This is a genomic window from Speluncibacter jeojiensis (assembly GCF_029589495.1).
Lineage (GTDB): Bacteria > Actinomycetota > Actinomycetes > Mycobacteriales > Mycobacteriaceae > Speluncibacter > Speluncibacter jeojiensis.
Map to the genome: position 1 here is coordinate 578640 of NZ_JAAIVF010000002.1, position 13674 is coordinate 592313.

General features: G+C 68.1%; 11 protein-coding genes. 5 read left to right on the forward strand and 6 right to left on the reverse strand.

The annotated features are described in order from the left end of the window. Positions 1-82: 82 nt before the first annotated feature. Positions 83-3382, forward strand: a complete 3300-nt coding sequence (locus G4X40_RS09855) for an arabinosyltransferase domain-containing protein (RefSeq protein WP_408642162.1) — start codon at positions 83-85, stop codon at positions 3380-3382. On the opposite strand, the gene G4X40_RS09860 is transcribed toward G4X40_RS09855, so the two are convergent. Together G4X40_RS09860 and G4X40_RS09865 are read right to left on the reverse strand one after the other, a co-directional pair. After that, the gene (locus G4X40_RS09860) at positions 3383-3580 is read right to left on the reverse strand and encodes a hypothetical protein (RefSeq protein WP_277832061.1); all 198 of its coding nucleotides are present in this window, start codon (positions 3578-3580) and stop codon (positions 3383-3385) included. Positions 3581-3741: 161 nt separating this feature from the next. Continuing rightward, positions 3742-5484, reverse strand: a complete 1743-nt coding sequence (locus tag G4X40_RS09865) for an alpha/beta hydrolase (RefSeq protein WP_408642179.1) — start codon at positions 5482-5484, stop codon at positions 3742-3744. 155 nt (positions 5485-5639) lie between these two features. Between G4X40_RS09865 and G4X40_RS09870 the strand changes: the two genes are divergently transcribed. The 4 genes from G4X40_RS09870 to lexA all read left to right on the forward strand — a co-directional run bounded on the left by G4X40_RS09870 (position 5640) and on the right by lexA (position 8587). Further along, entirely contained in the window at positions 5640-6020 is a 381-nt protein-coding gene (locus G4X40_RS09870; protein ID WP_277832065.1) for an SHOCT domain-containing protein, read from the forward strand. Positions 6021-6081: 61 nt separating this feature from the next. Then, positions 6082-6276 (forward strand): hypothetical protein, encoded by a 195-nt coding sequence (locus G4X40_RS09875; protein ID WP_277832067.1) that lies wholly within the window; start codon positions 6082-6084, stop codon positions 6274-6276. Continuing rightward, positions 6273-7877, forward strand: coding sequence for a YfcC family protein (locus G4X40_RS09880; protein ID WP_277832069.1), 1605 nt, complete (start codon positions 6273-6275; stop codon positions 7875-7877). Before G4X40_RS09875 ends, G4X40_RS09880 begins: the two co-directional genes overlap by 4 nt. Before the next feature lie 50 nt (positions 7878-7927). Beyond that, the gene (lexA, locus tag G4X40_RS09885) at positions 7928-8587 is read left to right on the forward strand and encodes a transcriptional repressor LexA (RefSeq protein WP_277832071.1); all 660 of its coding nucleotides are present in this window, start codon (positions 7928-7930) and stop codon (positions 8585-8587) included. 35 nt (positions 8588-8622) lie between these two features. Here lexA and G4X40_RS09890 read toward each other — a convergent pair whose 3' ends face one another. From G4X40_RS09890 to G4X40_RS09905, 4 genes are all read right to left on the reverse strand, one after another. Then, entirely contained in the window at positions 8623-9870 is a 1248-nt protein-coding gene (locus G4X40_RS09890) for an arginine deiminase (RefSeq protein ID WP_277832073.1), read from the reverse strand. A 9-nt stretch (positions 9871-9879) separates the two neighbouring features. Next, a complete protein-coding gene (locus tag G4X40_RS09895; protein ID WP_277832075.1) occupies positions 9880-11331 on the reverse strand; it encodes a basic amino acid/polyamine antiporter in 1452 nt (483 codons plus the stop codon). Between the two features lie 55 nt (positions 11332-11386). Beyond that, positions 11387-11845, reverse strand: a complete 459-nt coding sequence (locus G4X40_RS09900; protein ID WP_277832077.1) for an META domain-containing protein — start codon at positions 11843-11845, stop codon at positions 11387-11389. A 255-nt stretch (positions 11846-12100) separates the two neighbouring features. Continuing rightward, positions 12101-13642: an acyl-CoA carboxylase subunit beta gene (locus G4X40_RS09905; protein WP_277832079.1), complete on the reverse strand. Its 1542-nt coding sequence runs from the start codon at positions 13640-13642 to the stop codon at positions 12101-12103. Positions 13643-13674 lie beyond the last annotated feature (32 nt).

Below are 13674 nucleotides of genomic sequence, written 5' to 3' on the forward strand. Positions count from 1 at the left end.
CCGAGCCGTCACCGGTCACCCGACCGGTGACGGCTCGCACCGATGTGGGCCGGCAGGTGTGTCTGGCCTAACATCGCTAACCGTGTCTGACGTCGTGACGGCCCCGCCGCCCCTCCCCGATCCGCCGGCTCTGTCCGAACCGACCGGTGAGCGCCGTCAGCACCGCGTCGCGCGGATCGTCACGGTGATCGCCGGGCTGCTCGGTGTGGTCGCCGCGGTGGCGCTGCCGCTGCTGCCGGTCGTACAGACCACCGCCTCCCTCAGCTGGCCGCAGCAGGGACGCATCTCCGACGTCCAGGCCCCGCTCGTCTCGTTCGTGCCGATCGATCTGGACACCTCGATCCCGTGCACGCTCGTCAAGCAGTTGCCGGCCGACGGCGGCGTGCTGCTCTCGACCGCGCCCGAGTCCGGCACGGACGCGGCCCTGCACAGCATGTTCGTGCGGGTCAATGATCAGCGGGTCGACGTCATCACCCGCAATGTCGTCGTCGCGTCGGCACCGCGTGCGCAGGTGGCGGGTGCCGTCTGCCACAGCATCGACATCCACGCCGACGCCGCGGCCATCGACGCCTCGTTCACCGGTCTGACCAACCAGGACGGCAGCGCGATCACCGGGCACATCCCCGGCGACCTTCGTCCGGACGTGGTGGGCGTGTTCTCCGACCTCAGCGGCGGCGCGCCCGCGGACCTGTCGTTCCACGCGACCATCGATTCGCGCTTCTCGTCGACGCCGTCGACGCTCAAACTGATCGCGATGATCGTGGCCGTGGTCTCGACCATGGTCGCGCTCTGCGCGCTGGCCCGTCTCGACGGCACCGACGGCCGCCGCCATCGGCGTCTCCTGCCCCGGCACTGGTTGCGGCCCAAGTGGGTCGACACGGTGGTGATCGGCGCGCTCGTGCTGTGGCACTTCATCGGCGCGAACACCTCCGACGACGGCTATCTGCTCACCATGGCGCGCGTCTCGGAGAAGTCCGGGTACATGGCCAACTACTTCCGCTGGTTCGGTGTCCCCGAGGCGCCGTTCGGCATGCCGTACTACGACCTGCTCGCGGTGATGTCCAAGGTGACCACCGCCAGTCCGTGGATGCGGCTTCCGGCGCTGATCGCCGGCATCCTGTGCTGGCTGGTCATCTCCCGCGAGGTCCTGCCCCGGCTGGGCCGCGCGGTCCGACACAACCAGGTGGCCGTGTGGAGTGCCGCGACGGTGTTCCTGGCGTTCTGGCTGCCGTACAACAACGGCCTGCGGCCCGAGCCGATCATCGCGCTCGGCGCGCTGGTGACCTGGTGCTCGATCGAACGCGCCATCGCGACCGGAAGGTTGCTGCCCGCCGGGATCGCGATCGTGGTCGCCGCGTTCTCGCTGTCGGCCGGTCCGACCGGGTTGATGGCGGTCGCCGCGCTGCTGGCCGGCGCGCGCGCCGTGGTCCGCATCATCGTCCGCCGACGGCGTGAGGCCGGCACGCTGCCGCTGCTCGCCCCGCTGCTGGCGGCCGGCACGGTCGTGCTGGTGGCGGTGTTCGCCGACCAGACCCTCGCCACCGTGCGCGAATCCACCCGGGTGCGCTCGATCATCGGCCCGAACCTGGCCTGGTACCAGGAGTTCATCCGCTACTACTACCTGATGGTGCAGACGGTGGACGGGTCGCTCGCGCGCCGGTTCGCGGTACTGATGATGTTCCTGTGTCTGGTCACCACCACCGTGATCCTGCTGCGCCGCAAGCAGATTCCGGGTGCCGCTCTGGGTCCGTCGTGGCGTCTGCTGGGCGTGCTGTTCGGCACGATCTTCTTCATGACGTTCACGCCGACCAAGTGGACGCACCACTTCGGGGTGTACGCAGGGCTGGCGGGTTCGCTGGCCGCGCTCACCGCGGTCGCGATCTCGGCGTCGGCGTTGCGGTCGAGCCGCAACCGCGCCATGTTCTTCGCCGCCCTGGTGTTCGTACTGGCGCTGACCACGGCCGGTATCAACGGCTACTGGTACGTCTCCAACTTCGGGATCCCGTGGGGCGACAAGGTTCCGCTCGTCGCGGGGCACCCCGTCGACACGCTGCTGCTCGCGCTCGCGGTCGTGCTGATGCTCATCGCCGGCTGGCTGCACTTCCGGCAGGACTACACCGGCCCGTCCGAGGCCCCACGCCGACGCGGGTTGCGGCGGCTGACCGGGGCGCCGATCGCGGTCGTCGCGGGCGCGGTGGTGCTGTTCGAGGTGCTCTCCTTCGCCAAGGGCGCGTACTCGCAATACCCGGCGTACTCGCTCGCCAAGTCCAACCTCGACGCCGTCGTCGGGTCCCCGTGCGCGATGGCCGATCAGGTCCTCGCCGAACCGGATCCGAATGCCGGTGCGCTGCAGCCGATCCGCGACCGTGCACGCCCCGTCTCGGATCCGCTCACGGGCGTCGGGGCGACCGGGTTCAGCGCGAACGGCGTGCCGGCCGACCTGACCGCGGACGCCGTGGTCACCAAGCCCGGTCAGGCCAACACCGACGCGCCGGTCGTCGGCAGCGCGGTCAACGAAGGCTCCGACGCGGGCACCGAGGGCGGCTCCGGCGACCGCGGCGTCAACGGCAGCACCGTGAAGCTGCCGTTCGGGCTGGACCCGCACCGCACGCCGGTCCTCGGCAGCTACCAGACCGGTGCGCAGGAGCCGGCGTCGTCGACGTCGAGTTGGTATCAGCTGCCCGCGGCCACCGAGTCGACGCCGCTGATCGTGATCACCGCGGCCGGCCGGATCCTCTCGCACGACCACGACGGCGTGATGACCTACGGCCAGTCGCTGCTGCTCGAGTACGGCCACCGCGAGGCCGACGGCACGGTGAGCCCCCGCGGACGGATCGAGCCGATGGACATCGGGCCGGCACCGTCCTGGCGGAACCTGCGCGTCCCCCGCGAGTTGCTGCCGGCCGATGCCGACGCGGTCCGCGTCGTCGCCAACGACCCGAACCTCACGCCGGACCAGTGGCTGGCGTTCACCCCGCCGCGGGTGCCGCAGTTGCAGACCCTGCAGCAGATGGTCGGCTCGACCGATCCGGTGCTGCTGGATTGGGCTGTCGGCCTGGCCTTCCCGTGCCAGCGTCCGTTCGATCATCTCAACGGTGTCGCCGAGGTGCCGAAGTACCGGATCCTGCCCGACCGGCCGCTCGCGGTCAGCTCGACCGACACGTGGCAGGCCGGCACGAACGGCGGCCCGCTCGGCTGGACCGGCCTTCTGCTGCACGCGGAAACCGTCCCCGCCTACCTCAGTGGCGACTGGAACCGGGATTGGGGTTCGCTGCAACGGTTCACGCAGCTGGTGCCGGACGCCACCCCGGCGGTCGTCGACACCGCCGAGGTGACCCGATCGGGCGTGTGGCAGCCGGCCAAGCTGCGCGTCTACCAGTGATCAGTCCGAGGCGCCGGATCCGGTAGCAGAACCGCCGGATCCGGCCGACGAGCCGGCCAGTGAGCCGGTGTCGAAGGACGATCCGGTGGTGACGCCGTTGACCAGGACCACCTGGGCGCCGAACAGCTTCGGGTCGAACTCGAAGTTGATCGGGTTGACGTTGCAGATCGTCACGATCGCGTACAGACCGGCGGGCACGTTCGTGAACGACCCGGTGATCTGGTTGCGCGAGGCGACCTGGATGTTCGGTCCGCCCTCGACATGTAGCTTCCTACTCTCTCGTCGGGCCCGGATGCGGTTCGGGCCCTGGAGCGGGCAGGTTGACAAGCCGGTCGACGCAGTTGCGGCAACCGGCCCGTTCAGTTGCCGTCGTGTCCCGAGAGCACCGCGCGCAGTCGGGCGGTGTCGTGGGTGTCCCACCCGGGCGGCTGCAGGATCGACGCCCAGGAGTCGGCGAAGTCCGCGGTGAAGGTGTGGCCGTGCCCGTCCGGGACGTCCGTCGACACCGCCATGTCGGCGGAGAGCTGCAGGAACGTCACGATCGGGAACCACCGGGTGGACGGGAGCACGTCGTAACCACGGGGCTCCTTGAGCCAATCCGGTTCGTTCAGCAGCACACTCGGCGACCACCAGGTGATCGGGTCGGAGGCGTGCTGAAGATAGATGACGTGCGGGGACGGCCACGGCTGGGCAGGCCTGGTCAGATCGCCTGCACGGGCGATGAACCGGACCGTGCGGCCGTTCTCGAAGACCGGCAGCCACTGCGGACTGCCCGGGTCGCGCTGCGCGGTGAACCGACGCCAGAGCGTGTTGCTGCTCGGCGGGCCGACGAACAGGGCGCCGTCGGTGCGCAACGCCAGGTCCTGTGCGCCGCTGAATGCTGCCTCGCCGCCGAACGATCCGAGGCTCTCCCCGAACACCACCAGTTTGGGCCGGTGGTCGGCCGGCAGCGTCTCCCACTTCGCGTAGACGGCGTCGAACAGCGCGCGGCCGGCCTGCTGAGCCCGGTCCTGGTCGACGAGGAACGAGATCCAGCTGGGCAGGAACGAGTACTGCATGCTCGCCAGCGCGGTGTTGCCGTTGTAGAGGTATTCCAGTGCGGAGGCGGAGTTCTCGTTGATCCATCCGCTGCCGGTGGTGGTCATGACCGCGAGGACCGACCGGTCGAAGGCGTGGGTACGCTCGAGCTCGTCGACCACCAGTGCCGCCGCGGCGCGGATGTTGTCGGCCGAGTCGAGGCCGGCGTAGACGCGGATCGGCTCGGTTGCCGGCCGGTGGTTGAACGCTTCGAGGTCGGCGACCGACGGACCGCCCGCCACGAACGTACGGCCCTGGCGCCCCAGCGAATCCCACCCGACAATCGAGCCCGGACCGCCGGAGCGGTCCGGGGTCGTCGGCGTGTGGGTGTCCGGCTTGGTCTCGCCGTTGAGCGCCTCGAATGAACCGTTGAGCGCGCGCATCGACCAGTCGGCGACGACGCCCTCGGCCAACCCGATCGTCAGCAGCACGATGAGAATGACGCCGACGAGCGCCGAAACCCGCGGCGGCGCAATACGGCCAACCTGACGGGCGACCCAGCGCACCGCGTGCATCCAGATCCGGCCGAACGCGACCAGCGCGACGAGGAGGACCGCCGCGATCACCAGCATGACCGGATACCCGAACCACGGGAACCGCGCGGCGCCCATCATGTCCCGCAACTGAGCCTGCCAGTCCGCGAACCACACGAACAGCGCCACGGTCCCGGCCAACGCCGCCACCGCGAGCAACCACCAGGCGATCAGCTTGATCAGTCGCGGCAGCTCACGCTGCACCAGCCAGCGGAGGAACATCGACAGCAGAATGCCGATCCAGTATCCGATCGCGGCCGAGCCGCCCGAGACGACACCCTGGAACAGCGGACCGCGGGGCAGCAGGGTCGGGGTCAACGACGCCAGGAAGAACAGCAGCGCGACAAGCAACCCGAGATACGTGTAGTGGCGGGGCAGCCACCAGCGGCGCGACCGGTCGGCGGTGGCCGCCTCGGCCTCCTCGCGCACCAACACCTCGGCAGGGACATCGCCGTCGGCCGGCTCGGACACGGCGTCATCCGTGCCGGGCATCTGACAGGACGCGTTGGGCTCGAGCTCGGACGTGGCCATGGCTCTCCTCGCAAATTCGGACAAACTTCGCCGAATTGTGCCATCGGAACGTTTCTCCCGACGGTAGATTTCTGTCACTCGGACCCGACCGGGGTCACGGAGAGAAAGGGCACATCATGCTCAGCAATCTGTGGGATCTGTTCTGGTACACCCTCATCATCTTCGCCTTCGTCGCGTACCTGCTGATCCTCTTCCAGGTCCTCACCGACCTGTTCCGAGACAAGAGCACCTCGGCGGTCGTCAAGGTCATCTGGATCATCTTCCTCATCGTCATCCCCTACCTCACCGCGTTCGTCTACCTGATCGCGCGCGGCCGCGGCATGGCGGAACGCTCCGAGGCGGCGAACCACGCGGCCAAGAAGGCCGCCGACGACTACATCCGCGACGTGGCGGGCCGGTCCCCCGCGGACGAGATCGCCTCGGCCAGCAACCTGCTCGCGGCGGGCACCATCACGCAGGACGAGTTCGACCGGATCAAGGCCAAGGCCCTGAGCTGATCCGTCACCGCGCAGCAGGCATCGGCCCCGAACTCATCGGGGCCTGAACACGGGAGGCAGCGTGACCGATCCGACGCCGGATCAGTTCACCAGGGCCACAGCGGCATTGATGCCGGGTCTCAAAGACGACCTGTGCCGGCTGGTCACGTTGCCTTCCGTTGCAGCCGAGGGCTATCCGCACGACACCGACGACGCCGTCGTCGCCATGGCCGCATTCGTGCGGGAGTTCGCGCTGCGCAAGGCCGGTGACCGGTGAGCACGACCATCGAGGGCGGCGACGCCGGTACCGGTGCCGGTCCCGACACCCCACCGGCCGCACCCAGGAAGAAGTTCGAGTTCCCCGGGCCCATCACGATGTTGGCGATCGTCATGATCGTCGTGTGGTTGGTCGCGCTCGCCGTCCCCTCCGGCGTCTTTCGGCACGACGCGGACGGGGCGCCGATTCCCGGTAGCTTCCAGCACATCCCGTCCCCGCTGACGTTCTGGCAGCGCGTCCAGCAACTGATCCTGGCCCCGGTCAACGGGCTCTACGGGATCAGGGACTCCGTCAGCGGGTTCGTCGACACCGACGCGCTCGGCCACCTGTTCGGCTCGGTCGGCGTGGTCATGTTCATCATGTCGCTGGGCGTGTTCCTCTCGGTCAGTTTCGCCACGCACAGCCTCGAGGTGGCGGTCGCCCGGCTCGGTGAGCGCCTGCGCACCCGCGGCTGGCTGCTGATCGTCGCGATCATGCTGCTGTTCTCGGTACTGGGCAGCACCATGGGATTCTCCGTGGAGACCTTCGGCTTCTACGGCCTGCTGATCCCGCTCATGCTTGCGATGGGCTTCGACCGCATGGTCGCGGCGATGACGATCATCGTCGGCGCGATGATCGGCTGCGCCGCGTCGACCGTCAACCCGTTCTCGATCGGGGTCGCCTCCGGCGAAGCCGGCGTGTCGATCGGCGACGGCATCGTGCTGCGCATCGCCCTGTGGGTGGTGATGACCGCGGTCGCGATCACCTATGTGGTCCGCTATGCGCTTCGGGTGCAGCGTGATCCGTCCCGTTCGCTGGTCGGTTTCGAGGCCCCCGACACCGAGGCGACCGACCTGGCCGAAGAGAACCTGGAAGTGACCACGGAGGAACTGCGGCGCCTGACCGGCACCCAGAAGTGGGTCCTGGCGATCACCGGGTTCACCTTCGCGCTGATGATCTTCTCGGTGATCCCCTGGTCGGCCATCTTCGGCGCGAGCACCGGCCCGGCCGAGTACGAGCTGCAGCACCAAACCGCGGCCGAGCCCTACTGGTTCGAGCTGAACTGGTGGTTCCCGCAGCTGACGATGCTGTTCGTCCTCGCCGCGATCGTCGTCGGTGTCGTCGCCCGGATGGGCGAGAAGAAGCTGGTTTCGCTGATCACCCGCGGCGTCGGAGACATGGTCGGCCCGGCGATCGTGATCCTACTGGCGCAGGGCGTGTCGGTGATCATGACCAACACCCAGACGATCGACACCGCGCTCAACGCCATGGAGAACCTGGTCAGCGGCGCCTCCGCCGGGGTGTTCTCGATCCTGGCGATGCTGGTGAACATCCCGCTCGCCTTCCTGATCCCCTCGGCCTCGGGGCACGCGACGCTGGCGATGCCGCTGCTGGCCCCGCTCGGCGAGTTCGCCGGCGTCAACCGTGCCCTGGTCATCACGGCCTGGCAGATGGGGCACGGGCTGACGATGCTGGTGTCGCCGACCAACGTCGTGGTCGCGGGCGGACTGGCCATGGCCAAGGTCGGCTACGACAGGTTCGTGCGGTTCATCTGGCCGCTGCTGCTGGTCCTGCTGGTTATCGCCGCCGCGGCGCTGGGCATCGGCGCGGCACTGGGCTGACCGGGATCTGCGCGACCCGGATGTCGGTGGCCACCGCTACCATTCGCCGAGTGACCGGATACGACACCGACTACTTCGGCGACCTCGACGCCGCCGCCCTGCCGCACCGCCAGCAGAAGATCCTCGCGACCGTGCGGGACTGGGCGCTCGAACACGGATACGCGCCCAGCACCCGCCAGCTCGCGGACGCGGTGGGCCTGCAGTCCACCTCGTCGGTGTCACGCCATCTGAAGGCGTTGGAGGAGAAGGGTTTCCTGCGACGCAGTGCGGCGGTCTCCCGCCCGGTCGACGTGCGTCCGTTCCTGCGCGGCGCCGGGTCCGCGTCCACGTCCGAGTCCTCGGTGTCGGTGCCGGTGGTCGGCGACATCGCCGCCGGCACACCGATTCTCGCCGAACAGCATGCCGACGAGTCTCTGTCGCTCCCGCGCGAGCTCGTCGGCTCCGGCACGGTGTTCGCACTGCGCGTGCGCGGCGAGTCCATGGTGGACGCCGCGATCTGCGACGGCGACGTCGTCGTGGTGCGCCAGCAGCACGAGGCGCATTCGGGTCAGATCGTGGCCGCCATGATCGACGGCGAGGCCACGGTGAAGGTGTTCCGGCGACGCGGCGGCCACGTGTACCTCGAACCGCGCAACGACGCCTACCCGGTGCTCGATGGTGACCAGGCCGTAGTGCTGGGCCGAGTGGTGTCGGTGATGCGCCGCATCTGACGGCGCATCACCGACCACAAATCACGGGCAGGCGATCAGAACTCGACGGCGTCGCGGCTGATCGGGCAGGTCATGCAGTGCCCACCGCCGCGGCCACGGCCGAGTTCGGCGCCGACGATCGTGATGACCTCGACACCCTCCTTGCGCAGGGCGGCGTTGGTGTGGGTGTTGCGGTCGTAGGCGAAGACCACGCCGGGCTCGGCGGCGACGAGGTTGTTGCCGCTGTCCCACTGCTGGCGCTCGTTGGCGTAGAAGCCGCCGCCGGTGGGCACCACGCGCAGCTTCTTGAAGTTGAGCGCCTCGGCGACCACGTCGACGAACGACTTGGACTCCACGGTGACCTCCGGCGCCTTACCGCCGGGGCGCAGCGTGAACGGCGCGATGCCGTCGACGATGTCCGGGAAGATCGTCACCAGGTCGCGGTCCGCGAAGGTGAACACGGTGTCCAGGTGCATCGCCGAACGCAGCTTCGGCATGCCGGCGACGATGACGCGCTCGGCGGCGCCGGCGTCGAACAGCGACTGCGCGACCTGGGTGATCGCCTGCCGGGATGTGCGCTCGCTCATTCCGACCAGCACCGCGCCGTTGCCGATGGGCATCACGTCGCCGCCCTCGAAGGTGGCCAGGCCCCAGTCCTTTTCGGGATCACCCCACCAGATCTTCGCGCCGACATAGTCGGGGTGGAACCGGTAGATGGCCTTCATCAGCAACGTCTCGTCGTGCCGCGCGGGCCAGTACAGCGGGTTCAGGGTGACACCGCCGTAGAGCCAGCAGGTGGTGTCGCGGGTGTAGAGGGTGTTCGGCAGTGGTGGCATCAGGTACTCGCGGATACCCGTCTGCTCGCGCGCAAGCGACAGGTACGCGGGCCGGAAGTCGGCGGGCAGGTCCGCGGTGGACAGGCCTCCGATCAGATACTCGGCGAGCACCCGGTTGTCGAGCTGATCGAGGTAGGCCCGCACGTCGGCGACCAATCCGAGCCCGACCTCGTTCGCGACGATCTTGCGGTCCAGCAGCCACTCCTTGGCCCCGGGCACCGCGAGGGTCTCGGCCAGCAGGTTGTGCAGCTCCACGACCTCGATGCCGCGCTCACGCATCTTCGCCATGAAGTCGAAGTGGTCGCGCTTGCCGTTCTGCACCCACATCACATCGTCGAACAGCAGATCGTCACAGTTGGTCGGCGTGAGCCGCTCGTGCGCCAGCCCCGGCGCGCACACCAGCACCTTGCGCAGCTTGCCGACCTCGGAGTGCACCCCGTACGTCGACGCCGTTCCTGTTTCCGCCATATCGGTCTCCTAAATAGTGATCCAACCGGTTGCGAGACCGGCGATTCCGGCGACGGCACCCGCCGCGACGATGATGAACAGCAGCAACTCCCACGCCGAGAACAGCCGCTTGCCCTGCTCCCGGCGCGTCAAGGCGAACAGGATCGTGCCCGGCGCGTAGATGATGCAGGACAGCAGGAGGAACTCGAGGCCGGCCGCGTAGATCAGGAACACCGTGTAGAAGGTCGCGACCGCCGCGACGACCAGTTCCTTCGTGCGGATCCCGGGGCCGTCCTCGTCGTAGGTCTCGCGGGTCGCGGCGAGCTTGAGCGCATACCCGGCCGCCCCCAGATAGGGGATCAGCGACAGCGCCGTACACAGGTGCAGTGTGAAGCCGAAGGCGTCGTCGGAGAACAGCGTCGTGAGCAGCACCAGCTGCACGAGCGCGGACGTGAACAGGAGCGCGATCAGCGGCACGTTCTCGGTGTTGACCCGCGACAGGAACGACGGCATGTCCCGGTCCTTGGCGGCAACGAACAGCACCTCGGACGCCATCAGCGTCCAAGCCAGATAGGCGCCCATCACCGAGACGATCACGCCGATGCTGATGAACCACGCGCCCCAGGTACCCACCGACGCCTCGAACGCCGGGGCCATCGACGGTTGCTGCAGGCCGGCCAGGTCCGCTCGCGGCATGATGCCGTAGGCGACCATCGTCACCGACGCGAAAATGGCCAGCACGCTGAGGAATCCGAGCACGGTGGCCCGGCCGACGTCCTCGCGTTTGCGCGCATACCGCGAGTAGACGCTGGCGCCCTCGATGCCGAGGAACACGAACACCGTGATCGTCATCGTCGAACTGATCTGGCTGAACAGCGATTCCGAGTACCCGTTGCCGCCGGAGAAGTTCGCGGTGAACACATCCCACTTGAAGTAGAAGAGCGAGATGACGATGAACACCAGGATCGGCACCAGCTTGGCGACGGTGACGATCTTGTTGATCGACGCCGCCTCCTGCACGCCGCGCAGCACCATGAAGTGGAACGCCCAGATGCCGACGGTGGAGAGCAGCACAGCCCAGATCGTGTTGCCCTCACCGAAGATCGGCAGCACCTGACCGAGGGTCGACTTGACCAGCACCCAGTAGCTGACGTTGCCGACGCAGGCACTGGCCCAGTAGCCGAAGGCGGAGAAGAAACCGAGGTACTCGCCGAAGCCTGCCTTGGCGTAGGCGTAGACACCCGCGTCCAGGTCCGGCTTGCGCAGCGCCAGGTTCTGGAAGACGAACGCCAGCATCAACATGCCGGTGCCCGCGATCGCCCAGGAGATCAGGGCACCGAGGCCGCCGGTGGTGGTGGCGAACCGGCCGGGCAGCGAGAACACGCCCGCGCCGACCATCGAACCGACGACCATCGCCGACAGCGTCAGCAACGGCATCGTTTTCACGGACTTCGTCGCCGTCACACTGTCGACGCTCGTCATCTCAACTCCCCCTGCAGGATCGGATGTGGACGATCCTTCGTCCCGACGGCCTGGATCAGTTCTTCGCCGCGTCGTCCTGACGGAGCGTGAGTGTGGTTGCCCCGCTGGTCAGTGTCAGTGTCGGTCCGTCCAGGGTGACCGCGGCACCACGGTCGAGGAAGTCGGTCAGCCACGCGTCCTGACTCATCAGCGCCGGGTCGCAGGCCATCATCGTGCTGCGTGCCCCACCGGTCCAGCGCAACTCGTCGGCGGTAATCGCGTAGGGCGCACCCATGGTGTTGCACCCGGCGCGGGCCGAGAGGTCACCGTTCTCGAAGTGCAACCGGACCGTACTGCCCGGGACCAGTTGGTGACCGGTCACCTCGGTGGAGACGAACGTGTGCCCGTTGAGCGAGGACGCATTCACAGTGGGTGCGGCCTGCTCGCCGTTGCTGCAGGCCGCCAGAACGGCCGCAGACAAGGCGACTGCAGCGAACACGGTGAGCCGGGCGGGGATCGGTCGATTCGAATTCATCAGACCAGCATCGCTCATCGGCAGGCCGAGGCGCCGACCTGACTCATGACTGTGATGTCGCGGCATTGCGGCGCCCTTTCCCGTGCCCGACCGAGCGTTTTCACCGACACGTGGAAATTACAACACCGCTGTGAACAATTGTCCTCATTGTCCGAAATACCTTGAGAAGTTCATGGTCGTGCGCATATGGCACGAGGCAGAAATGACGAGGGCCGCCCCGCATGGATGCGGGACGGCCCTCGGCGTTCGACAGATTTACAGCGGCAGCAGATGATGCTTGCGCGGGTTGCGCTGCACGTCCTTGTTGCGCAACAGGTTCAGCGCCTTGCGCAGCTCGAGCCTGGTCGCAGACGGCTCGATCACCGAGTCGATGTACCCGCGCTCGGCCGCGACATACGGGGTCGCGATGAACTCGTTGTACATGTTGATCAGCTGCTCGCGCAGCTCCGGACCCTTGTCGCCGGCTGCTTCGATCTCCCTGCGGCGCAGCAGGGTCACCGCCTGCTCGGCGCCCATCACCGCGATCCGGGCGGTCGGCCACGCGAAGTTGATGTCGGCGCCGAGCTGCTTGCTGCCCATGACCGCGTATCCGCCGCCGTAGGCCTTGCGGGTCACGATGGTCACCTTCGGCACGGTGGCCGCCGCGAACGCGAACAGGAACCGGCCGCCGCGCTTGATGACGCCGATCTTCTCCTGGTCCGCGCCCGGCAGGAATCCCGGTGTGTCGGTGAGGAACACGAGCGGGATGTTGTAGGCGTCGCAGATCCGGATGAAGTGCGACGCCTTGTCCGCCGCCGCCGCGTCCAACGCGCCGGCCAGGTACAGCGGCTGGTTGGCGACCACGCCCACCGAGCGGCCGTCGACGCGACTGAAGCCCACGATCATGTTCGGGGCGACCTGGCCACCGAACTCGTGGAACTCGCCGTCGTCGAAGATCCGCAGGATGATCTCGTGCATGTCGTACCCGGCGTTGTCCTGGTCCGGGATGATCGTGTCCAGCTCGTAGTCGAACGAGGTCAGCTCCGGTTCGAGCCCGGGATTGACCACCGGTGCCTCGTCGTTGCAGCTCGACGGCATGTAGCTGAGGTAGTTGCGCACCCACGCGAACGCGCCGGCCTCGTCCTCGGCCACGTGGTGGATGTTGCCGTACTGCGCCTGCCGCCGCGCGCCGCCGAGCTCCTCGAGGCTGATGTCCTCGCCGGTGACCGACTTGATGACGTCGGGGCCGGTGACGAACATGTACGCCTCCTCCGAGGCGACCACGACGTCGGTGTTGATCGGCTGGTACACCGCGCCGCCGGCGCACTTGCCCAGCATGATCGAGATCTGCGGGCACACGCCGGAGAGCGACTCCTGCGGGATCGCCATGTTCGCGTACCAGGCCAGCGAGGTGACCGCGTCCTGCACGCGGGCGCCGCCCGAGTCGTTGATTCCGATGTACGGGCAGCCGATCTTGGCGGCGAACTCCATCGTGGCGACGACCTTGCGGCCGAACATCTCTCCGACCGAACCTCCGAAGACAGTCTGGTCGTGCGAGATCACCGCCACCGGACGGCCGTCGATGGTGCCGTGCCCGGTCACCACGCCGTCGCCGTAGGGGTTGTCGGCGTTGCCGGGGGTCTTCGCGAGCGCGCCGATCTCATGGAAGGAGCCCTTGTCCAGCAGCGCCTCGATCCGCGCCCGGGCACTCGGGCGGCCCTGCGCCTCGCGCTTGGCGATCGCGCCCGGGCTACCGGGCTCTCGCGCCAGCTCGAGCTTCTCCCTCAGCTCCGCCAGTTTTGCGGCAGTGGTGCTCACTCATCAACTCCTTGTGCGAACCTTCGGTGCCT